25 protein-coding genes are annotated in these 21,586 nt (G+C 71.1%); 6 read left to right on the forward strand and 19 right to left on the reverse strand.

What is annotated here, in order from left to right; all coding sequences use genetic code 11:
* Positions 1 to 149 precede the first annotated feature (149 nt).
* The 13 genes from AB0435_RS14065 to AB0435_RS14125 form a co-directional block, all read right to left on the reverse strand.
* Entirely contained in the window at positions 150 to 1,202 is a 1,053-nt protein-coding gene (locus AB0435_RS14065; RefSeq protein ID WP_366004166.1) for a glycoside hydrolase family 6 protein, read from the reverse strand.
* Positions 1,203 to 1,365: 163 nt separating this feature from the next.
* Positions 1,366 to 2,028: a class F sortase gene (locus AB0435_RS14070; RefSeq protein ID WP_366004167.1), complete on the reverse strand. Its 663-nt coding sequence runs from the start codon at positions 2,026 to 2,028 to the stop codon at positions 1,366 to 1,368.
* Between the two features lie 19 nt (positions 2,029 to 2,047).
* On the reverse strand, positions 2,048 to 2,608 hold the full coding sequence (locus AB0435_RS14075) for a hypothetical protein (RefSeq protein WP_366427096.1): 561 nt from the start codon (positions 2,606 to 2,608) through the stop codon (positions 2,048 to 2,050).
* Between the two features lie 114 nt (positions 2,609 to 2,722).
* Positions 2,723 to 3,502, reverse strand: coding sequence for an HAD-IIA family hydrolase (locus AB0435_RS14080; RefSeq protein ID WP_366004169.1), 780 nt, complete (start codon positions 3,500 to 3,502; stop codon positions 2,723 to 2,725).
* 91 nt (positions 3,503 to 3,593) lie between these two features.
* Entirely contained in the window at positions 3,594 to 4,652 is a 1,059-nt protein-coding gene (locus tag AB0435_RS14085) for a 2-aminoethylphosphonate ABC transporter substrate-binding protein (protein WP_366004170.1), read from the reverse strand.
* A 29-nt stretch (positions 4,653 to 4,681) separates the two neighbouring features.
* Positions 4,682 to 5,479 carry an ABC transporter permease subunit gene (locus tag AB0435_RS14090; RefSeq protein WP_366004171.1) on the reverse strand — a complete coding sequence of 266 codons (798 nt, stop codon included), beginning with the start codon at positions 5,477 to 5,479 and terminating at the stop codon, positions 4,682 to 4,684.
* The gene (locus tag AB0435_RS14095) at positions 5,466 to 6,308 is read right to left on the reverse strand and encodes a 2-aminoethylphosphonate ABC transporter permease subunit (RefSeq protein ID WP_366427097.1); all 843 of its coding nucleotides are present in this window, start codon (positions 6,306 to 6,308) and stop codon (positions 5,466 to 5,468) included. Before AB0435_RS14095 ends, AB0435_RS14090 begins: the two co-directional genes overlap by 14 nt.
* Before the next feature lie 202 nt (positions 6,309 to 6,510).
* Positions 6,511 to 7,578 (reverse strand): ABC transporter ATP-binding protein, encoded by a 1,068-nt coding sequence (locus tag AB0435_RS14100; RefSeq protein WP_366427098.1) that lies wholly within the window; start codon positions 7,576 to 7,578, stop codon positions 6,511 to 6,513.
* Positions 7,575 to 8,285: a phosphonatase-like hydrolase gene (locus AB0435_RS14105; RefSeq protein ID WP_366004174.1), complete on the reverse strand. Its 711-nt coding sequence runs from the start codon at positions 8,283 to 8,285 to the stop codon at positions 7,575 to 7,577. Before AB0435_RS14105 ends, AB0435_RS14100 begins: the two co-directional genes overlap by 4 nt.
* A gap of 5 nt (positions 8,286 to 8,290) precedes the next feature.
* Positions 8,291 to 9,412, reverse strand: a complete 1,122-nt coding sequence (locus AB0435_RS14110; protein WP_366427099.1) for a TIGR03364 family FAD-dependent oxidoreductase — start codon at positions 9,410 to 9,412, stop codon at positions 8,291 to 8,293.
* A 132-nt stretch (positions 9,413 to 9,544) separates the two neighbouring features.
* The gene (locus AB0435_RS14115) at positions 9,545 to 10,330 is read right to left on the reverse strand and encodes a GntR family transcriptional regulator (protein WP_366427156.1); all 786 of its coding nucleotides are present in this window, start codon (positions 10,328 to 10,330) and stop codon (positions 9,545 to 9,547) included.
* A 26-nt stretch (positions 10,331 to 10,356) separates the two neighbouring features.
* Complete coding sequence (locus tag AB0435_RS14120) at positions 10,357 to 11,139, reverse strand: hypothetical protein (protein WP_366427100.1); 783 nt, start codon at positions 11,137 to 11,139, stop codon at positions 10,357 to 10,359.
* Positions 11,140 to 11,325: 186 nt separating this feature from the next.
* Positions 11,326 to 12,504 (reverse strand): ROK family protein, encoded by a 1,179-nt coding sequence (locus tag AB0435_RS14125; RefSeq protein WP_366004177.1) that lies wholly within the window; start codon positions 12,502 to 12,504, stop codon positions 11,326 to 11,328.
* 398 nt (positions 12,505 to 12,902) lie between these two features.
* Here AB0435_RS14125 and AB0435_RS14130 point away from each other — a divergent pair, with 398 nt between their 5' ends.
* Complete coding sequence (locus AB0435_RS14130) at positions 12,903 to 14,012, forward strand: Gfo/Idh/MocA family oxidoreductase (RefSeq protein ID WP_366427101.1); 1,110 nt, start codon at positions 12,903 to 12,905, stop codon at positions 14,010 to 14,012.
* Positions 14,013 to 14,204: 192 nt separating this feature from the next.
* Positions 14,205 to 14,672, forward strand: coding sequence for a heme-degrading domain-containing protein (locus tag AB0435_RS14135; protein WP_366004235.1), 468 nt, complete (start codon positions 14,205 to 14,207; stop codon positions 14,670 to 14,672).
* Between the two features lie 336 nt (positions 14,673 to 15,008).
* Here the strand turns inward: AB0435_RS14135 and AB0435_RS14140 are convergent, their stop codons facing one another.
* From AB0435_RS14140 to AB0435_RS14150, 3 genes are read right to left on the reverse strand one after another with little or no spacing between them, the layout of a single operon-like run.
* Positions 15,009 to 15,410 carry a VOC family protein gene (locus AB0435_RS14140; protein ID WP_366427102.1) on the reverse strand — a complete coding sequence of 134 codons (402 nt, stop codon included), beginning with the start codon at positions 15,408 to 15,410 and terminating at the stop codon, positions 15,009 to 15,011.
* A 36-nt stretch (positions 15,411 to 15,446) separates the two neighbouring features.
* Positions 15,447 to 15,794, reverse strand: a complete 348-nt coding sequence (locus AB0435_RS14145; RefSeq protein ID WP_366004180.1) for a DUF6255 family natural product biosynthesis protein — start codon at positions 15,792 to 15,794, stop codon at positions 15,447 to 15,449.
* Entirely contained in the window at positions 15,680 to 16,009 is a 330-nt protein-coding gene (locus AB0435_RS14150) for a hypothetical protein (RefSeq protein ID WP_366004243.1), read from the reverse strand. Before AB0435_RS14150 ends, AB0435_RS14145 begins: the two co-directional genes overlap by 115 nt.
* 191 nt (positions 16,010 to 16,200) lie before the next feature.
* Here AB0435_RS14150 and AB0435_RS14155 point away from each other — a divergent pair, with 191 nt between their 5' ends.
* From AB0435_RS14155 to AB0435_RS14170, 4 genes are all read left to right on the forward strand, one after another.
* The gene (locus AB0435_RS14155) at positions 16,201 to 17,064 is read left to right on the forward strand and encodes a helix-turn-helix transcriptional regulator (protein WP_366004181.1); all 864 of its coding nucleotides are present in this window, start codon (positions 16,201 to 16,203) and stop codon (positions 17,062 to 17,064) included.
* A gap of 10 nt (positions 17,065 to 17,074) precedes the next feature.
* Entirely contained in the window at positions 17,075 to 17,284 is a 210-nt protein-coding gene (locus AB0435_RS14160; protein ID WP_366004182.1) for a DUF397 domain-containing protein, read from the forward strand.
* A 112-nt stretch (positions 17,285 to 17,396) separates the two neighbouring features.
* Positions 17,397 to 18,629, forward strand: coding sequence for a GDSL-type esterase/lipase family protein (locus tag AB0435_RS14165; RefSeq protein ID WP_366427103.1), 1,233 nt, complete (start codon positions 17,397 to 17,399; stop codon positions 18,627 to 18,629).
* Between the two features lie 12 nt (positions 18,630 to 18,641).
* Entirely contained in the window at positions 18,642 to 19,424 is a 783-nt protein-coding gene (locus tag AB0435_RS14170) for an HNH endonuclease family protein (protein WP_366004184.1), read from the forward strand.
* A 16-nt stretch (positions 19,425 to 19,440) separates the two neighbouring features.
* Here the strand turns inward: AB0435_RS14170 and AB0435_RS14175 are convergent, their stop codons facing one another.
* The 3 genes from AB0435_RS14175 to AB0435_RS14185 all read right to left on the reverse strand — a co-directional run bounded on the left by AB0435_RS14175 (position 19,441) and on the right by AB0435_RS14185 (position 21,546).
* Positions 19,441 to 19,716, reverse strand: a complete 276-nt coding sequence (locus AB0435_RS14175) for a hypothetical protein (protein WP_366004185.1) — start codon at positions 19,714 to 19,716, stop codon at positions 19,441 to 19,443.
* A 67-nt stretch (positions 19,717 to 19,783) separates the two neighbouring features.
* Complete coding sequence (locus tag AB0435_RS14180) at positions 19,784 to 20,641, reverse strand: fumarylacetoacetate hydrolase family protein (RefSeq protein ID WP_366427104.1); 858 nt, start codon at positions 20,639 to 20,641, stop codon at positions 19,784 to 19,786.
* 218 nt (positions 20,642 to 20,859) lie between these two features.
* Positions 20,860 to 21,546 carry a YidC/Oxa1 family membrane protein insertase gene (locus AB0435_RS14185; RefSeq protein WP_366427105.1) on the reverse strand — a complete coding sequence of 229 codons (687 nt, stop codon included), beginning with the start codon at positions 21,544 to 21,546 and terminating at the stop codon, positions 20,860 to 20,862.
* Positions 21,547 to 21,586 lie beyond the last annotated feature (40 nt).

Here is a 21,586-nt window from a genome sequence, read left to right on the forward strand (position 1 = left end):
GTCGGCGCCTGCGGCGGGCTTTCCCCCACCCCGCCCCTTCCCGAAACTGGGGGCAAGCCCCCAGACCCCCGAAGCACGCTTCGCGCGCTGTCCTCAAACGCCGGACGGGCTGAAGGTGCGGCAACGGGCCGCACCCAACCCCGGTGAAATCACTTCGCGTTACGCGCCAGCTCCAGCGCGTACTTCTCCCACCACTGGCCCGCCTCCGGGCCCCCCTTGCACGTGCCGTCCGACTCCCCCGGCCGCTTGACCCACAGATACGCGTCGACGAGCGCGTCACCCGTGCGCGTCGTCGGCGGCTCGCCCAGTGCCCGGCCCGAGGGGTTGCACCAGGATTTCTCGTGGTCGGCGCCCGACAGCGGGCCGTTGCCGTTGCGGCTGGTGTCGATGACGAAGTGCTTGCCGCCCAGGAGGGCGGAGAGGGTTCGCCCGTATTCCTTGTTGTCCTGCGTGGTCTGGAAGTTGGAGACGTTGAGGGCGAATCCGTCGGCCTGGTCGACGCCGGCCCGCTTCAGCGGATCCACCATCCGGTCGGCGGGCGTGACCCAGCTGGAGTTGCCGGCGTCCAGATAGACCTTGGTGCGGGGCAGTGCCTTGAGCTTGCCCACGGCCTCCTTGAGCAGGGCGTACCGCTCCTCGTGGAACTGCTGGGGGGTGCAGCCGTCCTCCATGTGCGGCAGGGAGTCCGGCTCCAGGATCACGGTCGCGCCGCGGTCGCCGATGCCCTTGGCCGCCTTGTCGAGCCAATCGCGGTAGGTGTTCCCGTCGGAGGCGCCGCCCTGGCTGTACTGACCGCAGTCGCGGTGCGGGATGTTGTAGAGCACGAGCAGCGCGACCCGGTCGGCGGCGGTCGCCGCCTCCGTGTAACCGCGGGTCTGGCCCTCGGGGTCGTCCACCCCGATCCACTCCGCGACCGGCTGGGCCGCGATCTTCGTCAGGAGGTCGGCCTTGTCGGTGCTGCCGTCCTTGCGGAGCTCGGCCGACCGCTTGGAGGCGGTGGACTCGGGGTTCACCCAGAAGGGGACCCGTGACTTGGGCAGTTGGGCGGGCTGCCGGGGCGGCGCGTCGGCGGCCTTCGGCGGCTCCGCGGAGGAGGAATCGGATGAGCATCCGGCGAGCAGCAGCAGGGCCGCCACCGCGGCTCCGGCTCCTGTACGGGCCGTACGGGCACGACATGTGCGGCCGGTGTAGCTGCCGTACATCCATTCCCCCTTGGGTGTACTTCCTGTGGGGTGTCCCCCCGCCACCACGGGACATGACCGGTCTTTTCCATGCTTGCACAGAAAACGCCGCCGCCGTGGGCGGTCGGGGGATGACCCGGTGTCAAGTCGCCCTGTTGGAGCAGGGGAGGGCCGTGCGGCGGGGTCAGGCATGTCCGGTGCCGGTGAGGTAGGCGGAGACGACGACGTTGGCGCTGTAGGAGCGGCGGGCCCGGTCGTAGGTGCCGCCGCAGGTGATCAGGCGCAGCTCGGCGCGGTTCGCCCGGCGCGGGCCGTAGACGCGGTGGGCGTCGAAGTGCTCCTTGGTGAAGACGGAGACGTCCTCGACGGTGAACTCGGCGGTGGAGCCGTCCGCGCGGTCGACGGTGACGGTGGCGCCGCGCTTGAGGGCGGCGAGGTCGTAGAAGACGGCGGGAGCGTGGTCGGTGTCGACGTGGCCGACGAGGACGGCCGCGCCGGGCGAGCCGGGCCGCGGTCCGCCGCGGTACCACCCGACGGCGCCCGCCCGCTGGTACGGGGGCGGGTCGACCGCGCCCAGCGGGTCGAGGCCGCGGTCCTCGACGGGGGCCCTGACGCCGACGGACTTGATGACGAGGCCGCGGGGGCCGGCCGGCGGGAGCGGGGCGTGGGCCGGGGGCAGCGGGTGGGCGCTCGGGCGTCCCGCGGCGGCGACGTCACCGGCCGTGGGGGTGGTGGTCACGGTCCCGTCGGTGATCTCACGCCCCCAGAGCCACAGGGCCACCAGCAGCGCGGCCCAGGCCACTCCGGTCAGGAGGCGGCCGTGGCCGCTGCTGCGCTCTTCGGACATCTCGGCGGCCGCCCTTCCGTCACCGTCGGCCGACGGGGGTCCGGCGGCGGTACCAGGTCACCCCGGCGGCGGCCAGCGCGGTGCCGCCCGCGAGGACGAGGCCGGGGACGCCGGGGGGATCGGCGGCGGCCGCGGTGCCGCCGCCACCGGCCGGTACGGGTGCCACGGGCGAGGGCGCCGGAGGGCGGCGCACGGCGCGGCCGGCGTGCTCGGGGGACCGGGCGTCCTCATGGGCGACGACCGTCAGCCGGCCCTCTCCGGTGCCGTCGCGGCCGTCGCAGCGGACCCTGACCGCGTAGGTGCCGGGCGCCGCGGTCGAACGGACGGTGGTCTCCGCGAAGAGTCCCGCCCGGTCCTTGGCGAGCCGCGCGTCGGTGACGAACGCCGGGGAGGTCGCGGTCGCCTTGTCGGTGGCGCACCCCGCGACGCGCAGCTGGACGCGCGAGCCGGGGGTGCCGGTCACGGGCGTCAGGGAGACCGCGCCGGGCATGGTCACGGGGCCGTCCTGGGCGTACGCGGGCGCCGCGCACACGGCGAGAGCCGCCAGAGCGGCGCACAGAGCGGATCGGGCTGGGTCCATGGGAAACCTCCTGGTATCCCAGAGACTCACTCGCCTTCGCGGGGCGCCGCATCCGCTGCGTGGCGCCATTGCTCCGTCCGGTCGCGGAACCAGCCCATTGCCGGACCGCTGCGCTCAGACGAGGTCGACGAGGTCCGCGATGGAGTCGACGACGCGGGAGGGGCGGAAGGGGTGGTGGTCGACGTCCTCGGGGCGCGTCAGTCCGGTCAGGACCAGGAACGTCTCCATGCCCGCCTCCAGGCCGGCCAGCACGTCGGTGTCCATCCGGTCGCCGATCATCGCGCTCGTCTCGGAGTGCGCGCCGATCGCGTTGAGCCCGGCCCGCATCATCAGGGGGTTCGGCTTGCCGACGAAGTACGGTTCCCGGCCGGTCGCCTTGGTGATCAGCGCGGCCACGGAGCCGGTCGCCGGGAGCGCGCCCTCGGCGGAGGGCCCGGTCTCGTCGGGGTTGGTGGCGATGAAGCGGGCGCCGCCGTTGATCAGCCGGATCGCCTTGGTGAGCGCCTCGAAGCTGTAGGTGCGGGTCTCGCCGAGCACCACGTAGTCGGGCTCCGCGTCGGTGAGGACGTAGCCGATGTCGTGCAGCGCGGTGGTGAGCCCGGCCTCGCCGATGACGTAGGCGGTGCCGCCGGGCCGCTGGTCGTCGAGGAACTTCGCGGTGGCCAGCGCGGAGGTCCAGATGTTCTGCACCGGCACGTCCAGCCCGATCCGCTCCAGCCGGGCGTGCAGGTCCCGGGGGGTGTAGATGGAGTTGTTGGTCAGGACGAGAAAGGGCTTGCCGGATTCGCGGAGCCGCTTGATGAAGGCGTCGGCCCCGGGCACCGGAATGCCCTCGTGCATCAGCACACCGTCCATGTCGGTGAGCCAGGATTCGATCGGCTTGCGCTCTGCCACGGTGGGACTCCTGCCGTCTTCCGCCCCGTGCCGGGGCTGGGGAACGCCGGGGCGGCACCGCTCGTGCGCCGTCCCGACGCCTCCAGCCTAATCAGCTTCCGGTCGCCTTCTTCCACGCGTCGACGTACGAGACAAGGTTCCGGTTGATTTGTGCCCAGTCGGGGCGGAATATCTCCACGCCCTTCATGATCTTCGCGAGTGCGGTGGCGTTCTGGTCGGCGGCCTTGACGTCCGCGCGGGCGGGAAATCCACCGGCCACGGACGATGCCTGCTGCTGCACCTCGTCGGAGAGCAGGAAATCCAGGAATTTCTTGGCCTGTGCGGTGTGCGGGGCGTTCTTCACCAGTCCCGCGGCGTAGGGGAGGGCGAACGTGGTGGGCTTTCCGTTGCTCCCGGCCGGGAAGAAGATGCCCTGATGGGGCATGGATTTCATGTTCGCGAAATTCATCTGGACGTCGCCGTTGGCGACGAGGAGTTCGCCCTTGTCCGTCTTGGGGGCGAGCTGTCCCGTGGAGGAGGAGGGACCGACATTGTTCTTCTGGAGTTTCCTGAAGTAGTCCATGGCGGCGTCCTGACCGCCGAAGTCGTGAAGTGCCTTGATCAGTACGGCGGTGCCGTCACCGGCGACCCCGGGCGTGGAGTACTGCACCTTGCCCTTGAACCGGCTGTCCAGAAGGTCGTCCCAGGTCTTCGGCGGGTCCTTCAGTTCCTGGGTGTTGTGGATGAAGCACAGGTAATTGTCGACCACGGAGGTCCAGGTGCCGTCGGTCGACCGGTCGCCATCGGCGACCTTGTCCGCACCCGCGGGCTCGTAGCGGGCGAGCAGTCCCTTGTTGTCCGCCTGCTGGATGAACGGCGGCAGGGTGACGACCACGTCGGCCTTGCTGTTGGAATGCTCCCGGATCAGGCGCTGCACCATCTCGCCGGAGCCGCCCTCGACGTATTTCACCTTGATGCCGGTCTTCTCCTCGAAACTCTTGAAGACCTTGTCGTAGAAGCCGGATCCGTCCTCCGACTTGAGACCGTCCGCGCTGTAGACGGTGATCTCCTTGGCGTCCGCGCCGGACGTGCCGCCGCAGCCGGTCAGGGTCGTGGCGAGGACGGCGGCCCCGAGGACGGCGGCGGTGAGCGGCTGGGGGAAGCGGGCCATGACGTGTCGTGCTCCTTGGTTCGGGGCGGTCATCGGTAGGACGCCCTGGTGCGGACGCGGGAGACGCCGAGCAGGACGGCGAGCGTCGTCACCATCAGGACGACGGCGAGCGCGGCTCCGGCGAAGAGGGCACCGCGGTCCGTGGTGCCGAAGATCTTGACGGGCAGGGGCAGCCAGTCCGGGGGGTAGAGCATCATCGTGGCGCTCAACTCCCCCATGGACAGGGCGAAGCAGAGCCCCGCGGCCGCCGTCAGGGACGGCAGGAGCAGGGGCAGTTTGACGTGCCACAGGACGTAGGAGGGCCGGGCGCCGAGGCTCGCGGCGCTCTGTTCGTAGGCGGGGTCGAGGCGGGCGAGCGCGGCGGTCACGGACTGGTGGGCGAAGGCCGTGACCAGCACGGTGTGCGCGACGACGACGATCTCGCGGGTGCCGTTGAGCAGCAGCGGCGGCTCCGAGAAGGCGACCAGCAGCGCCAGCCCGACCACGACGGACGGCACGGCGACCGGCAGCATGAACAGGGCGTCGACGACGCGGCGTACGCGGCGCCCCAGGCGTTCCGCCGCGAGGGCGGCCCAGGTGCCGGTGACGAGCGCGAGGGTGCTCGCCGCGACGGCGGTCAGCAGGCTGGTGGTCAGCGCGCTCAACGAGTCGCCCCGCGCGATGTCCTGATAGTGCGTCAGTGTCGCACCGGAGGGGAGCGCACCGCTCCAGTTGGTGGCGAAGGACGCGGCGAGGACCACGAGGAACGGCAGCGCGAAGACGGGCAGGAAGAGCGCGAAGAAGACGGTCCGGACGGTCCAGCGGGCGAGGCGGCTATGCACGAGCACGGCCGGCACCTCCCTTTCCGGTGACGAGCAGGCGGTAGAGGCCGTACAGCGCGACGGACAGGGCGACGTTGACCACGGCCACGACGCACGCGCCGGTGTAGTCGCCGTCCAGGATCGCCTTGCTGTAGACCAGCATCGGCAGGGTCGTGACGCCCTTCGCCCCGGTGAACAGCACGATCCCGAACTCGTTGAGGCACATGACGAGTACGAGGCTGCCGCCCGCCGCGAGCGCCGGGAGCGCCTCGGGCAGGATCACCTGCCGCACGATCCGCGGCGCCCGCGCCCCCAGCGAGGCCGCGGCCTCCAGCTGCGCGGTCTCCACCTGCGAGAAGGCGGCGAGCAGGGGCCGCATGACGAGCGGTGTGAAGTAGGTGATCTCCGCGAGCAGTACGCCCCAGGGCGTGTGCAGGAAGTCGAACGGCCCGTCGGTGGCCCCCGTGACGTCCGTCCACAGTCCGTTGGCCATGCCGCGGGAGCCGTAGACGAAGAGCAGGGCGAGCGTGATGAGGAAGGAGGGGAACGCGAGGAAGATGTCGATGAACCGGCTCAGCGCTTTGGCGCCGGGGAACGGCACGAAGGCGATGACGAGCGCCAGGGTGAATCCCAGCACGAGGGCACCTGCGCTGGCGCCTGCCGCGATGGTGACCGTGTTCCAGAGGGCTTCGCGGAAGGCGGTCTGCCGGAAGATCTCGCCGTAGCCGTCGGCTTGCCGGACGACGAGGGCGAGGGGGTAGAGGAAGAAGAGCGCCAGCGCGATGAGCGGGGGCAGGATCCATAGGGCGCGTCGGCTGCGGGCCGGTTCACCGCCTGCGGCGGGCTTTTCCCCCACCCCGCCCCTTCCCGAACCGGGGCTCCGCCCCGGACCCGCGGTTTTCGGAGCACGGTCCGCAAGATCAAGCCCGTCCGGCGATTGAGGACGCGCCCGAAGGGCGCTCCCGCCGCAGGTGGCAACGGACCGGTGGCCGGGGGTCTGGGGCGCGAGCCCCAGTTTCGGGAAGGGGCGGGTAGGGGAAAAACCCTCGGCCCGAACGCTACGCATCGGCCACCACCACCGCGTCCCCGGAAGAGAAGTGCACAGCCAACCGCTCCCCCAACACCGGCACCACCCGAAGCTCCGGCACCTCAGCTGTCACTTCGGCCCCGTCGGCCAGCGCCACCGTCACCCGGTGCGACGCACCGCGCCACTGAAGCCCCGTGACGGTCCCCCGCAGCACATTGGTATCGGAACCGTCCGGCTCCCCCAGCCCGATCAGATGCGGCCGCACGCAGACCGTCACCTCACCCGTACCTCTGCCTTCGCGGACACGAAGCCGTGCCCCACCCACCTCGACCACACCCGTCCCGCACCACACACCGCGCAACAGATTCGCACTGCCGACGAACGACGCCGTGAAAGCGCTGCCCGGCGACCGGTACAACTCCCGCGGCGTGCCGCAGTCCTGGAGGCGGGCGCGGTCCATGACCGCGATGCGGTCGGCGAGGGTGAGGGCCTCGGACTGGTCGTGGGTGACGTAGAGCATGGAGACGTCCGGCAGGTCCCGGTGCAGCCGGCCCAGCTCGGCGAGCATGTCGCCGCGCAGTTGCGCGTCGAGCGCGGAGAGGGGTTCGTCGAGGAGCAGCACTCCCGGCCGGACGGCGAGTGCCCGCGCGATGGCGACGCGCTGCTGCTGGCCGCCGGAGAGTTCGCGCGGATAGCGCTTGGCGTACGCGCTCATGCCGGTCATCTCCAGCGCGTCGGCGACCCGCCCGGCGATCCGGTCGCGGGGCGCCTTTCGCGCCTTGAGGCCGAAGGCGACGTTGGCGTCGACGCGCAGGTGCGGGAAGAGCGCGTACTGCTGGACGACCATGCCGATGCCGCGCCGGTGCGGCGGCAGCTCCGTCACGTCCCGGCCTCCGATCAGCACCCGTCCGGAGGCCGGCCGGACGAACCCGGCGACAGCGCGCAGCGCGGTGGTCTTGCCGGAGCCGGAGGGGCCCAGGAGTGCCATGACCTCGCCGGGCTCGACGGTGAGGTCGAGCGAGTCGAGCACGACGGTGTCGCCGTAGGCGACGGAGACCCCGTCGAAGCGGATGCCACCGCTCGTGGTGGTGGTCGTCACGACTCGTACTCCGCTATCAGGTCGGGCAGTTCGGCGACCGACGGCAGGACGGCCGTGGCGCCGGCGGCCCGTAGCGCCGTCTCGTCGTGCGCCCCGGTGAGCACTCCCGCCACGAGCGACGCGCCGGCCCGGCGCCCGGAGAGCATGTCGTAGGAGGTGTCTCCCGCGACCGCGATCCGCTGGACGGCGTCGACGGCGCCGGTGCGCAGCAGCGCGGTGAGGACCATGTCGGGGAAGGGGCGGCCGCGGCCCGCGTCGGCGGGGCAGAGGGTGAGGTCGGCGAGGCCGGTCCAGCCGAGGGCGGTGAGGATCGCGTCCTGGGTGACGCGGGCGAAACCCGTGGTCAGGACGACGGTCCGGCCTTCGGCCCGCAGGCGTTCGATCGCGGCGCGGGCGCCGGGCACGGGGGCGCAGTGCCCCTCGCCGACCAGCCGTCCGTACGCCGCTTCGAAGGCCGTGTTGGCCCGCTGCGCCCGCTCCTCGTCGCCGAAGAGGTGCCGGAAGACGGAGATCTTCGACTCGCCCATGGTGGCGCGGACATGGGCGAGGTGGGCGGCGTGTTCCGCCGACCTGGGCCGTACGCCGAGCTCGGCCGCGGCGCTCTCGAAGGCCCGCTCGACGAGTCCTCCGTCGGCGACGGTCGTGCCGGCCATGTCCAGGACGACGAGCCCGATCGTCGCGTTCTTCCCGTCGGTCACGGAAGTCATCTCCTTCACCAGCCCAGTTCGTTCGCGGTGGTCTCGGCGATGGCGGGCGCGCAGGTCATGCCGCGCCCGCCGGGCCCGGTCACCAGCCAGATCCCTTCGCGCACCCGCTGCCGGTGCACGACGCGCGTGGTGTCGACACACTGCGCGTACACCCCGGCCCAGCGGCGCCGGATCTTCGGCAGGGGCCGGCCGAGTAGCGTTTCGGTGACGGTCGTCAGGTGTTCGTACGGGTCCTCGTCGACGTCGAAGGCGAACGGCGCCTCGTATTCGTGGGTGTCGCCGATCGTCAGCCCGCCGTCCGCCCGCTGGACCATGAGCAGTTGCATCCGGTGCTCGGCGGCGACGGGCGGCTGGCTCTGCGCGGCGGCCAGCGCGTCCAGGGCGGGGCCGCCGTAGGCGGGGTAGTAGCGGAAGCTGTCGGCGTCGGCCACGGAGGTGGTGAGCGGCTCGCCGAGCGGCGCGGTCTGCATCATCTGGAGGCGTACGCGGCGTACGGGCAGGTCGGGTGCGAGCTCGCGGACCAGGCCGCCCAGCCAGGCGCCGGTGCAGAGGACGACGGCGTCACCGGTGTGGGTGACTCCGTGGTCGTCGCGGACGGCGTGCTCGCCGATGGTCTCGCGGACCTCGCGGCCGCCGAGGAAGGTGTAGCGGCCGGAGGCGAGGAGCGCGTCCTTGAGGGCGCGCTGGGCGGTGCGCGGTTCGACGGCGGCGTCGCGCGGGCACCACAGGGCACCGCGGAAGTCGCCGCGCAGGGCGGGGTTGAGCTCGCGGGTCTCCTCGGGCCCGAGGAGGGCGAAGCCGCGGGCGGCGGCGTCGGGGCGGGCGAGGGCGGCTCGGGCGACGGCCAGCTCCGCCTCGTTGGTGACGACCGTCAGCGAACCGTTGGCCCGGAAGCCGAGGCCGGGGACGCCGTCGGCGATCTCCGCCCAGAGATCCCGTGCGCGCAGGGCCGTGTCCAGTTCCTCACCACCGGCCCGGCCACTGACCCAGACCAGGCCGAAGTTGCGGACCGAGGCACCCCGGGCCTCGGCCTCGCGCTCGATGTGGACGACCTCGTGGCCGCGTTGGACTGCGTGCCAGGCGTGCAGGGTTCCCAGCACGCCGGCTCCGACGACTATGACTCGCATGCCGGGAACGTTCGTCGGGGCGGGTGACCCGAAGCGGTCCGCACAGCGACGGGACGGTGAACGGGCTGTCAAAGTTGGCCTAGACCCGTTATCATTACGTTACATACGAGGGGGGTGCCGGGCGGTCTACTCCTACCGTTTCGTTCCGAGATGTGTGGTGAAGGAGAAGCGGTCGCCCCGGTAGAGCGACCGCACCCGCTCCAGCGGGCGGCCCTCCGTGTCCCGGGACAGCCGGTGGATCAGCAGCATCGGCAGCGCGGGCGGGGTGCCGATGAGGAGGGCCTCGCGCGGCGTGGCCAGGACGGTCTCCAGCCGCTCGTCCGCGTCGCCGAAGGAGATGCCGAGGTGGTCGTGGAGATAGCCGTAGAAGGAGGAGTCGGGCTCGAAGCCGGTGTCCAGGCGCGGCACGCGCTCGACCGCCAGATAGGTGCTCTCCAGGCCGACCCGCTCGTCGTCGGCGAGCAGTACGCGCTCCATGTGCCAGACAGGCGCGCCCTGTTGGACGCCGAGGTCGGGCGCGAGGGCGGGCGGGCAGGGGAAGCGGTCGAGCCCGATGAGGGAGCGGCCGGGCCGGCGGCCCTGCCTGCGGACGCCCTCGGTGTAGCTGGCGAGGGCGAGGGGCTGTTCCAGCTTGGGCCCCGCGACGACCGTGCCGCGCCCCGCGCGCCGCAGCCGCCCCTCCAGCAGCAGTTCACGCAGGGCCTGGCGGACGGTCTCGCGTGACACCTCGAAGCGCACCGCGAGGTCGCGTTCGGTCGGCAGCGGCTCGCCCTCGCCCAACTCGTCGAGCAGGGCGGCCACTCGGGTCTTGACCGCGTAATACTTCGGGATGCGGCCGTGCTCGGGAATGCCGGCGCGGATGGGCGCGCCGGGTGCGGCGCCGGGTGTCTGCTCCCCGGTGCCGCCGGGGTAGTCCATGAAGTCCACGGCGCGATCCTCGCACCTCAGCGCCGTGCGCGCCGCGCCCCGAAGATCATGGAACCGCCGGCGAGGACCAGCGCGAAGGCGGCCGCGCCGATCGCGAAGAGCGGCCGCTGGGAGCCGGTGTCGGCGAGCAGGGAGCGGTGCCCCGCCTCGGTGGCCTCCCCTTCGCCGGGCGCCTCGTCATCGGCGCGGCCCGCGCCCGGGGCGGCGCTCGCGGCGGTGCCCGCGACGCCGAAGGTGTAGTCGTCGGACTCCCCCACCCAGTCGCCGTCCCCACCGCGCCGCTGCACGGCGGTCACGTTGAACGTGACCGGCCCCTCGGGCGCGCCGCCGGTGAAGCCGAGGCGTACACGTACGGGCACGGCGGCGTGCGCGGGCACCGCGAAGCCGGGGAAGTCCGGCGAAGTGCCTTCGAAAACCCCGACGTTCTCGGCCTCGTCGGTCCGCTCGAGGCGCACCGGCCGCCAGCGGGAGGCGGCCGTGTCGTAGAAGTCGAACCGGATGTCGCCCGGCCGCAGCGCGCGGCCCCGGTCCGCGAACACCGCCACCGGGTGCACGTCCCGGCAGTCGGCCCCGGTGCCGTTGCGCAGCTCCAGCTCCCAGACCTGCTGGTCACCACCGCGCTCGTACGTGACCGGCCCGCCCTTCAGCCGCGCGGCGATCGGAAACGTGGCGCTCCCCGGACGGCCGCAGCGCGACTGGACGGGCGCCCGGTCGAGGGGCGGCCGGGGGTAGGTGGGTGCCGCCGACGAAACGATCGCGAGCGCGACGGCGCCGACGACGAGCGCGCGGGGCAGGTACATCGCGAAACCTTTCCGGAGGGTCCGGGAACGCGAGACACGGTGGCAGCGCGGGGCGTGAGACCAGGGGCCCGGCACGGCTCGGGTGGGCTGAGTGGGGGTGCGATTCCGCTCGATGTGCGTATTTTCTTTTGATCCGTACGGGCGGGGGTCCTGCGACCGGGCACGGGGTCCGGGGCGGAGCCCCGGCTACGGGGAGGGGGAGGACGCCCCCTGACCGACCGCTCCGCCGAACAGCGGCGCCAGCGCGAGCTCGGCCGCGCCCGCCACCACGGCCCTCGCCTCCGCCACCTCCACCCGGGCCGCCTCGCCGACCACCGCCCGCACCCCCTCCTCGAACCGGGCGGCATCCGCGAGCACCGTCCTCCCCCCGAGCAGCACCAGGTCGACGTCCAGCAGCCGCACCAGGTTCTTCGCGCCCACGCCCAACAGCCAGGCCGCGCGCCCCACATCCCCCGACGCCACCGCCTCCAGGCAGAGCGCCTCGACGCAGCCACGGCTGCCGCACGCGCAGAGCGGACCGTCGAGCTGGAGCACTTGGTGCCCGAACTCCCCCGCCCCCGTCCGCTCCCCCCGGTGCACGGCACCGCCGAGCACCAGCCCCGCACCGAGCCCCGTACCCAGGTGGAGACAGGCGAAGGACGACGCCCCGCCGCGCGGCAGCAGCCCCAGCGCCGCCGCGTTCGTGTCCTTGTCGATCACCACCGGCACGCCGAGCCGCCCGGCGAGCGCGTCCCGCAGCGGGTATCCGTCCCACCGCGGGAACCCCGTCACCTTCCCCAGCACGCCGCCACGGTGATCGAGCGGGCCCGGCGCGGCGACCCCGACGCCCAGGAGGGTTTCCGGAAGCAGGCCGTCCAGCAGCGCCCCGATCTCGGCCAGCACCGTCTCCGCCCCCGACCCGAAGGCCAGCGGAGCCGTACGCGTCTCCACCTCGGCGCCCGACAGATCGACAAGGGTCGCCGTCATCGCGTCCCGGTCCAGGTGCAGGCCCACGGCATGGCCCGCCTCCGGGACCAGACGGAGCAGCGTCGGCGGCTTGCCGCCCGTCGAGGCCCGGCGCCCGGCATCCGTGGCCATCCCGGCCGCCCGCAGCCGCGCACCAATCTTGCTGACGGCCTGCGGCGTCAGGCCCGCGACCGCCGCCAGCTCGGCCCTGCTGGCACCCTCCGACCCCGCGTCACGCAGCAGGCCGAGGACCACGGCGGTGTTGTGGTCCCGCAGCGCTACGAGATTCGCCCCGGCCGGGCCGAGCGGCGTGGGTCCGGCGGGGCGGACGTCCGACCGGACACCCGGGCCGACGGGGCGGGCGCTTGGGCCGACGGTCCGGGTGTCCCTGCCGGCGTCCCGGCGGGCGTCTGGGCTCATGCCCGGGCGGGTGTCCGGGTTCGTGTCCGGACGGGCCTCCGGACTCATGCCCGAGCGGGCATCCGGGCTCGCGCCCGAGCGGGCATCCGGGCTCGTGCCCGGGCGGGTGTCCGAGGCGGCGTCCCGGCGTGCGGTCCGACCGGCGGTCCGGCCGACGCCTGGGGCCGTGACCGGGCGGGTGTCCGGGCTCGTGTCCGGACGGGCGCCCGGGCTCATGCCCGAGCTCGTGTCCGAGGCGGCATCGCGGCGAGCGGTCCGACCGGCGGTCCGGTTGGTGCCTGGGGCCGTGACCGGGCGGACGGCCGGGGTCGCGTCTGAGTCGGGGGTGTTCGCGCTGCTCACCTCACCATTGTCGTCACCGCTTGCACTTTCGCAACAGCGTTGCCAAAGTGGAGGGCATGGATGGCACCCCTGACACCCCCCGCACCCCCTACCGCGTCGGGCTCATCGGTTACGGCCTCGCGGGCTCCGTCTTCCACGCCCCGCTGATCGCCGCGACCGACGGTCTCGTCCTCGACACCGTCGTGACCGCCAACCCCGAGCGGCAGCGGCAGGCCGTCACCGAGCACCCCGGTGTCCGTACCGTCGCCGACACGGACACCCTCTCCGCCCGCGCCGACGAGCTCGATCTCATCGTCATCGCCTCCCCCAACCGCACGCACGTCGCGCTCGCCCGCACCGCCCTCGAAGCGGGACTGCCCGTCGTCGTGGACAAGCCCCTCGCCGCGACCGCCGCCGAGGCCGAGGCCCTGGCCGACCTCGCCGACGAACGCGGCCTGCTGCTCAGCGCCTTCCAGAACCGCCGTTGGGACAACGACTTCCGTACCGTCCAGCAGCTCGTCCGTGACGGCTCGCTCGGCGACGTCCTCCGCTTCGAGTCCCGCTTCGAGCGGTGGCGGCCCCGGCCCAAGGGCGGCTGGCGGGAGTCCGGCGACCCGGCCGAGATCGGCGGGCTCCTCTACGACCTGGGCAGCCACGTCGTGGACCAGGCCCTCGCCCTCTTCGGGCCCGCTGCCACCGTGTACGCCGAGGTCGACATCCGCCGGCCCGGCGCCGAGGCCGACGACGACACGTTCATCGCCATCACCCACACGAATGGCGTCCGCTCCCATCTGTGGGTGAGCGCCATCACCGCCCAACTCGGGCCGCGCTTCCGGGTGCTCGGCAGCTCCGCCGGCTATGTGAAGTACGGTCTCGACCCCCAGGAAGCGGCCCTGCGCGAGGGGCTCCGTCCGTCGGACGACCGTTCGGCCTGGGGCGTCGAGCCCGAATCCGCCTGGGGGCGGATCGGTGCCGGGGAGTCCCCCCGTACGGGTGGCGGCGAACCCGTCCGCACCTTGCCTGGTGACTACCCCGCCTACTACTCGGCCGTGGTGGAGGCCCTCCTCTCCGGTGGTCGGCCGCCGGTCTCGGCTCGGGAGGCCGCGGCGGCTCTGCGGGTGCTGGAAGCGGCTCGGGCCTCTGCGGATGAGGGACGTGTCGTGCGGATCGAGGCAGCGGCTGCCTGATGGTTGGGGTTGGCCGGCTGGAGGCTGTTCGGGTCGTTGGCGTTGAGCGGTGTGCCGTGCGCCGTGCGGGTCGAGGAGGGTTCGGCGTGCCTACGGGCCGTGGAGGTTACGGCGTGCCTACGGACCGTGGAGGTTTCGGCGTGCGTGCGGGTCGAGGAGGTTCGGTGTGATGGATGAGGAAGTCTCGGCGTGATGGATGAAGTTGCTCGCCTGGAGGGCGATGAGCGGCGGCTCGTTCTTGAGCGGTTCGGGAACGATGACGCCTGGGAGCTTGGATCCCTGCTCGTTTCCCTTGCTCGTGAACGTGGTGCGGCGGTCACGGTCTCCATCCGGCGGGGTTCGCAGCGGCTCTTCCACTGCGCGCTGCCGGGGACGTCCGCCGACAATGACGCGTGGATCGACCGCAAGTGCCGGGTGGTCGAGCGGTATGCGGAGTCCTCCTTCCTGGTCGGGGCGCGCTTCCGGGCCAAGGGGCGTACCTTCGAGTCTCACTCCCGTCTCGATCCTGATCGCTATGCCGCGCATGGTGGGGCGTTTCCGATTCGGCTGCGGGGGACGGGGGTTGTGGGTGTGGTCGCTGTCTCCGGGCTGGCCCAGGGGGACGATCACGCGTTGGTTGTTGCGGGGTTGGAGCGGTTTCTGGGGGTTACGGGGGGCTGACGCTGCGGGGGGCTTGCCGTTGTTGGGGACGGTGCGTTTTGTCTGCCGGGTGCGTTGCGCCTGCGGCGGGCTCGCCGTTGTTGGAGGGGCGGGTTCGTCTTGCGTCTGCGGGTGCGTTGCGCCTGCGGCGGGCGGCCTCAATCGCCGGCCGGGCTGGGGTGGTGGCTGGACCGGGGGTGTGGCCTCCGGGCTGAGGACCTGGAACGCGGTGCGTGGCACCGTCACGCGCATTGGGTGCCCCGACGACGCACCGCGTTCCAGAACCCCACCCTCCGGCCCCACCCCCTCCGCCGGTGGGCAACATCGGGGTCGTCCGGCCTCTCCTTCCGTAACTTGCTATGCGGGGGCTACCAGTTCGACCTCGAAGCCGTCGTCGTTCTCCAGGAACGCCGCGTAGTGCGATTGCCCTCCCGCGTACGGGTGGCGGTCGGCGAACATCAGGCGCCAGCCGTGTTTCTTCGCCTCTTCGGTGATGGTCTCCACCGCGGTCCGGTTCTCGACGTGGAGGGCCAGGTGGTTGAGGCCCGGGCGGTGGCGGTCGTGGGTCCGGGTGGTGAGTGCCGGGGACTGCTCGACGACGATGTAGAAGGATCCGAGCCGCCAACTGCGGCCGTGCTCCCAGGTCTGGTACGGCTCGTATCCCAGGGTTTCCAGCAGCCATCCGAAGGTGTTCGCCGCGCGAGTGAGGTCGGGGACCCAGAGTTCGAGGTGGTGGGGCATCCCGGTTGGCTGTTCCATGGCCGTGCCTTCCTGTCGTGGCTCCGCCGCATGGTGTCACCCTCCGGGGCGCCACCCCTTGCGGCGGGTTCGGCGCATCAGCCACTCGGCGGCCGCTCGGTCCGCGAGCGCGGCGGTTGTGCGGGGTGAGGTCAGCGCCTGCGCTATTCCTGGTGGGCGCACCGCGCGGTATTCCGTGAACCGTCTGACCCCGCACCTTCCGCACTGCGCCTCGCCTCCTGTGTGTGTCCAGCTGTCGCGGTGAGCGCATGCGAGCGTCGCTACGGCGGTCACAGTCCGTGCTCCAGACGCCAGTGCGCCCGCTGGGCGAGGACCGCTTTGCCGGCTTTGAGTTTGTCGGCGCCGGCCTGTGCGTCGCGCAGTGCGGCCGCCAGGTCCGGGCACTCCGCGCAGCCTCGGAACGGTTTGATCGTCTGGGGCCGAAGGCCGATCACTTCCCGCTCATCTCTTGTGGCCAACCGCAGGGCGGAGAAGGGGACTTCCCACTCCCGGCCGCCTCCTGGTTCGCGTAGGTGCACGCGCCTCCCCACGCTGTCGATCACCTGCCCGATCCGCTCCTCGCGGGTATCCACCACGAACGCGCCGTTCCGATACGTCATCGCTCCGCGCCTCCCCCTGATGTCGATGCAACTACGCTCTGTAGCCACACGTCTACGATGAACCGCCATTTGGACTAGCGCAACAAAGTTGGGCCCATAGTGGGCCAGCTTCATCCTTGTGGGTGATCGCCGCGCCTGTGGCCTGGGTTCTGGACCACACTGAGCAAGCACTGCCAGCAGGGGAGGAAGCAATGGGGAACGCCCGTCGGACAGCTCGTCGCCGCAGGCTGGGCACCGAGTTGAGAGCACTTCGAGAAGCGGCCAATATCTCGACCGAAGAAGCGGCGAAGGCTATCCACGGCGACAAGACAAAGATCAGCCGACAGGAAACGGGGCTGTTCCGTACCACTCGGCTTGAGCTTGAGGTCTTGCTCAACCTCTACAGCGCCGAGGACGAGAAGCTACGGAGGTGGCTCATCGCTCTCGCGGCCGAAGGGAACAAACGCAGTTGGTGGCACCGGTACAGCGAGGCGCTCGCGAACCACTTCAAAGAGACGCTGACGCTGGAGTCGGACGCGGCAAGCATCGCGGCGTTCCAGTCCCGAGTCGTTCCAGGGCTGTTGCAGACCCAGGCGTACGCGACCGCCGTACTCGAAGGCCAATCGCAACCACTATCCGAAGAGCAGCTCAGGCTGTCTGTTGACATTCGGATGAGCCGCCAGAGCATCTTCCTGCGCGGCAACCCTCCCAAGTACGCAAGTGTCTTGACGGAAGGGGTTATCCGTCAACAGATCGGTGGGCCCCAGGTCATGGCTGATCAGCTGCGGCATCTGGCCTCCCTGAGCCAGAGTCCCGAGTTGGCGATCCAAGTCGTCCCCTACTCGCAGAGCAGGTTCACAAACACCGGCGGATCCTTCATCCTGTACTCCTACCCTGAGCCCCTGGAGTTCGATGTCGTCCAGGTGTCGTACCTCGGAGGCGACCTGTACCTGGACGAAGACGAGGCGGTAGCGAAGTACCGCAAGGCTTTTGGAGAGCTGCAAGCTTCAGCACTGCCAGTACAGGAGTCAGCCGAGCTGATCTCATCCATCGCGCAAGAGCTTGAACGCGAGTGAGGTACATCCTGTGATACGCCACGATTTCTCCCACCGCAGATGGCGGAAGTCCTCTTACAGCCCTGACGAAAGCGCCGACTGTGTCGAAATACGGCTCGCGGACGACCTCATATCCATACGGGACAGCAAAATGCCCCCCAGAGGCACCCTCGCCGTCCCGTCCCGGACCTGGGCGGCCTTCGTCCGTGCCGTAGAGCACGACCGGATCGGGCCCACCTAATGGCGCCGCTCCTGATGCGCTGATCACCGGCCCGCCCTAGCGTCGATCTTGGCGAGAGTGGGCGATCCGGGAGAGGGCGATGCGCGGTCTGACGGTGGATCATCGGCGCCTCATGCTCATTTTCCTGACGCTTGCCCTGATCACCGTCGCCTTTCAGACAACCGCGCACGCCCGTCATCGGACGTGCGCGCCTTCCCTGCGTGACGGGTGTACGCACCCGCCCGCCATCGTCTCCATGGGTGACAGCTATCTCTCCGGCGAAGCCGGGCGGTGGGCCGGGAATGCCGATACCGGAGCCGGTGGCAGTGCGTGGGGGACGGATCGCGCCGCGGTCTATTGCAATGCCGACGAGACCAGCTGCGATCACTACCTGCCGCGCGTCTACGGCAACACCTCGTACGACCGGGGCGGCAACCGGTGCGACCGGTCGTACAGTGCCCCGATCACCACCGCCGCCTACCCCGGCGTTCCTGCGGAGCGGCGCTTCGACATCGCGTGCTCCGGCGCCACGACGTACGAGTTCACCCATGCGTACGACGAGAAAGGCGAGCGCCCGCAGATCGAGCAGCTCAAGGATCTCGCCAGGGAGTACCGGGTCAAGATGGTCGTCGTGTCGGTCGGCGGCAACGACCTGAAGTTCAAGGACATCGTCGAGTCCTGTGCGAAGCGATACCTGGCGCCGTCGTGGTGGTTCGTCGACTACTGCAAGGACGCCTGGGGTGACATGCGCGGCGAATTGGACGCGGTCGAAGCCAAGGTGACCCGGACACTGAAGGACATCCGCAAGGCGCTGGAAGACCTCGGTTACGAGGAGGCGGACTACCGCCTGGTCATGCAGTCCTACCCGGCTCCGATCCCCCCGGGGTCGGACTACCGCTATCCGGAGAAGTACGTGAGGTACACCTCCGGCGGCTGCCCGTTCTACAACACGGATTCGGACTGGGCCCGGGACACCCTCGTGGGAGGAATGGGAGACCGGCTCAGGCGGGCCGCGTCCGAAACGGGTGCGACCTTTCTGGACGTCAAGAACGCGTTCACCGGCCATGAGCTCTGCGCCAAGGAGGACCGGCAGGCGACCGAGGGCAACTCCACGAAGAACCCGCTGAAGTCCCAGGAAGCGGAATGGGTCCGCTGGATCCCCTATCTCTATTTCTCCGGCCTCCCCTGGGCTTCCCAGGGGGATCAGCAGGAGTCCCTGCACCCGAACTACTTCGGCCAGCTGGCCCTGGGCAAGTGCCTGACCCGGCTCGGCGAAGAGTTGCAGCTCACCACCCGCACCACGTTCGAATGTCTCAACGACGGACGCAACGGCGCGGACGGCATGAGCGTCACGAGAACCCCGTAGCAAGGAGTCCGCATGCTGGTGCGCCGGCGTCTGAGAGCGCTTTCCGTCATCGGTGCCGTCGTCCTGGTCGTGGCGCTCCCGGGTACGGTCGCGCGCGCCGAGCCGGTGGATGACGACATCGCCTGCGAGGGGCCGGGCAGCGACGATTCCTCCGGCGCCCTTCCGCCCGACAGCGCGCCCAAGGGCCGGAAGCACGGCGGATGGACCCCCACGAAGTGGCCGACCGGCATTCCGAACGCGGGTGACGCCCGGATGATGCTGTACAACCTGACCGTCGAGGACAAGCAGGTCGCCAATTACGCACGGACCAAATTCAGGGTCAGCGGCAGCAAGGACTGCTGGATCAAACAGGGTCCGGACTGCTGCTCCACGCGGGAGATCGTGCTCCAGAACCAGTCCACGACGCCGGTGACGCTGAAGGGTAAATGCAATGTACTCACGGGGAGTTGGACGAGTGAGTACGACAACAAGCCGCCGTTCACCACACCCAGGGGCGTCGACATCGATCACATCGTGCCGCTCAAAGCCGCATGGAACTCCGGTGCCGAGAAATGGGACGTCGCCAAGCGGGAGAGGTTCGCCAACGACATCTCTCCCAACACCCCGCAGCTGATCGCTGTTTCAGCGTCGTCCAACCGCTCCAAAGGTGACAGGCGACCCGACCAGTGGATGCCACCCGAGCCCGGCGCGCAATGCCCGTACAGCGAAGCCTGGGTCGCGGTGAAGAGCAAATACGGCCTGTCGGTCACCCCGGACGAGAAGAGCGCCCTGACCGCGACACTGCGCCATTGCTGAACCGCTCGCCGGGCGGCTACATCCGGCTCCTCCCCTGGCGGGACCGGACGAGGACCATCAGGCCCAGGCCCGAGCCCGCGAGCACCAGGCCTCCGCCCAGCACCATCGTGTCCCCCAGGGGAGGTGTGCTGTGGTGGTGCACCGGTACGTAGCGCGCGGGCGGTCGGTCCAGGCCCGTGAACGCGCACACCAGCAGCGCACCGGACACCACGGTCATGGCGACCAGCGGCCGCCGGCCGCGCCACCGTCTCGGACGCCGGTGCCGGCCTGTTCCGCCCAATACCTTGCGCATGTCCGAAAATATGCACACTCAGGGAGCGCGAACGGGGCAGCACACGCCCCCGTTCCCCCGAATCGCCTTACGCGTCCTTCAACTGCTGGCGCTGGCGGCCCAGTCCCTCGATCTCCAGTTCCATCACATCGCCCGCCCGGAGGTACGGCTTGGGGTCGGGGTGGCCGTCCGCCACTCCCGCGGGGGTGCCCGTGTTGATGATGTCGCCGGGGTAGAGCGTCATGAAGCGGCTGACGTAGCGGACGACCTCGGCGACCGGGAAGATCTGGTCGGCCGTCGCGCCGTCCTGTTTCAGCTCGCCATTGACCCACAGGCGCAGGCGCAGGGCCTGGGGGTCGGGGACCTCGTCGGCGGTGACCAGCCAGGGGCCCAGGGGGTTGAACGTCTCGCAGTTCTTGCCCTTGTCCCACTGGCCGCCGCGTTCCAGCTGGAACTCCCGCTCCGACACGTCGTTCGCCACCGCGTACCCGGCTATCGCGGCCAGCGCCTCCGCGTCCGTCTCCAGGTGGCGGGCCGTGCGGCCGATGACGACGGCCAGCTCGACCTCCCAGTCCGTCCTCTCGCTGCCGCGCGGCACCAGCACCGGGTCCTCCGGCCCGACGACGGTGTCCGGTGCCTTGAGGAAGAGGACCGGTTCGCCGGGGGCCGGTACGCCGAGCTCGGCGGCGTGGCCGTGGTAGTTGAGCCCCACGCACACGATCTTGCCGATGCGGGCGACCGGCGGGCCGATCCGCAGGCCCTCCGGGTCGAGGGCCGGGAGGATCCGGGCGCCCACCGCGGCCCGTACGCGGTCCAGCGCGGAGCGGTCGCCCAGCAGCCTTCCGTCGATGTCGTCCACGACGGTGGAGAGGTCGCGGAGCGTACCCTCGTCGTCCAGCAGGGTGGGGCGTTCCCCGCCTGGCGGGCCTGTGCGCAGCAGCTTCATCCGGTCTCCCGAGGTCGTGGTCGGCGGTTGCCCGTCCGGGTCGGCCGATGGGGACGGCCATCGAGGGATCCGTTTGATCGTGTGCGAACGGAGGGGGGCTCCGCAAGGGCGGTTTCGGCCTGTTGACGGCCGGTGTCTTTCCCCGCCAAGCGGAGCGAGGCCCTCAGGTCCCGGGGCGGGCGAACGCCTCAGGCAGGTCCCGGGGCGGGGCGAGCCCCTCAGGCGGCGGGCGGGCCCGTGGGCAGCCCCCGGGTCAGATACGCCCGCTCAAGGGCCGTCCACGCGCTGCTCGTCACGAGATAGAGCCCGGCCGCCAGCGGGACCACGGCCACCGTGATCAGTGTGCCGAAGGAGAGCAGGGGCAGGTACCTCGTCAGGGCCGGGGCCTCGGCCGGCACCGGCGTCCGGCGCGAGCGGACGTACGTCCATGTGGCGACCGCGGCGACCACGACGAACAGGGCCGCGTACACCAGTCCCTGCGCGCCGAACGGGGCATCCTTCCAGTGGCCGCCCAGCCTCGCGCCCAGCAGCGTGTGGTCCAGCAGGGCGGGCGCGCCGCTGCCGAAGAGGTGGTACATCACGAACAGGACGGGCAGCTGTGCCAGTGACGGCAGGGCGCCGGCCATGGGCGACACCTCCGCCTTCGCGTGTGCCTCGCGCATCGCCCGCATCAGCCGCTCGGGGTCGTTCTTGTGCTTGCGCCGCAGCTCGGCCATGCGCGGGGCGAGTTCGGCCTTGGCCCGCTGACCGCGCGCCGCCGAGCGGGCCAGCGGGTGCAGCGCGAGCCGCACACACAGGGTGAGCAGGATGATCGCGACGGCCGTCGCCGAGGCGCCGAACAGCGGGTCGATCGCCTCGGCCAGGGAGGTGAGGCAGGAAAGGAGCGGGGAGAGGAAAGCGGACATGGTGAGCCCTCCACGGGTCTCGTCGTGCCGGAATCAGAAG

Source organism: Streptomyces sp. NPDC051173, from assembly GCF_040689515.1.
In the GTDB taxonomy this organism is placed as follows: domain Bacteria; phylum Actinomycetota; class Actinomycetes; order Streptomycetales; family Streptomycetaceae; genus Streptomyces.

What these genes read in the sequence shown, in the direction of transcription:
- AB0435_RS14070 (WP_366004167.1), bottom strand. Translation starts at nt 2,028, where the DNA reads ATGTCCGAAGAGCGCAGCAGCGGCCACGGCCGCCTCCTGACCGGAGTG.
- AB0435_RS14185 (WP_366427105.1), bottom strand. Translation starts at nt 21,546, where the DNA reads ATGTCCGCTTTCCTCTCCCCGCTCCTTTCCTGCCTCACCTCCCTGGCC.
- AB0435_RS14110 (WP_366427099.1), bottom strand. Translation starts at nt 9,412, where the DNA reads ATGCGAGTCATAGTCGTCGGAGCCGGCGTGCTGGGAACCCTGCACGCC.
- AB0435_RS14180 (WP_366427104.1), bottom strand. Translation starts at nt 20,641, where the DNA reads ATGAAGCTGCTGCGCACAGGCCCGCCAGGCGGGGAACGCCCCACCCTG.
- AB0435_RS14065 (WP_366004166.1), bottom strand. Translation starts at nt 1,202, where the DNA reads ATGTACGGCAGCTACACCGGCCGCACATGTCGTGCCCGTACGGCCCGT.
- AB0435_RS14105 (WP_366004174.1), bottom strand. Translation starts at nt 8,285, where the DNA reads ATGACTTCCGTGACCGACGGGAAGAACGCGACGATCGGGCTCGTCGTC.
- AB0435_RS14165 (WP_366427103.1), top strand. Translation starts at nt 17,397, where the DNA reads ATGCTCATTTTCCTGACGCTTGCCCTGATCACCGTCGCCTTTCAGACA.
- AB0435_RS14155 (WP_366004181.1), top strand. Translation starts at nt 16,201, where the DNA reads ATGGGGAACGCCCGTCGGACAGCTCGTCGCCGCAGGCTGGGCACCGAG.
- AB0435_RS14130 (WP_366427101.1), top strand. Translation starts at nt 12,903, where the DNA reads ATGGATGGCACCCCTGACACCCCCCGCACCCCCTACCGCGTCGGGCTC.
- AB0435_RS14135 (WP_366004235.1), top strand. Translation starts at nt 14,205, where the DNA reads ATGGATGAAGTTGCTCGCCTGGAGGGCGATGAGCGGCGGCTCGTTCTT.
- AB0435_RS14170 (WP_366004184.1), top strand. Translation starts at nt 18,642, where the DNA reads ATGCTGGTGCGCCGGCGTCTGAGAGCGCTTTCCGTCATCGGTGCCGTC.
- AB0435_RS14125 (WP_366004177.1), bottom strand. Translation starts at nt 12,504, where the DNA reads ATGAGCCCAGACGCCCGCCGGGACGCCGGCAGGGACACCCGGACCGTC.
- AB0435_RS14175 (WP_366004185.1), bottom strand. Translation starts at nt 19,716, where the DNA reads ATGCGCAAGGTATTGGGCGGAACAGGCCGGCACCGGCGTCCGAGACGG.
- AB0435_RS14075 (WP_366427096.1), bottom strand. Translation starts at nt 2,608, where the DNA reads ATGGACCCAGCCCGATCCGCTCTGTGCGCCGCTCTGGCGGCTCTCGCC.
- AB0435_RS14150 (WP_366004243.1), bottom strand. Translation starts at nt 16,009, where the DNA reads ATGACGTATCGGAACGGCGCGTTCGTGGTGGATACCCGCGAGGAGCGG.
- AB0435_RS14140 (WP_366427102.1), bottom strand. Translation starts at nt 15,410, where the DNA reads ATGGAACAGCCAACCGGGATGCCCCACCACCTCGAACTCTGGGTCCCC.
- AB0435_RS14115 (WP_366427156.1), bottom strand. Translation starts at nt 10,330, where the DNA reads ATGGACTACCCCGGCGGCACCGGGGAGCAGACACCCGGCGCCGCACCC.
- AB0435_RS14120 (WP_366427100.1), bottom strand. Translation starts at nt 11,139, where the DNA reads ATGTACCTGCCCCGCGCGCTCGTCGTCGGCGCCGTCGCGCTCGCGATC.
- AB0435_RS14085 (WP_366004170.1), bottom strand. Translation starts at nt 4,652, where the DNA reads ATGGCCCGCTTCCCCCAGCCGCTCACCGCCGCCGTCCTCGGGGCCGCC.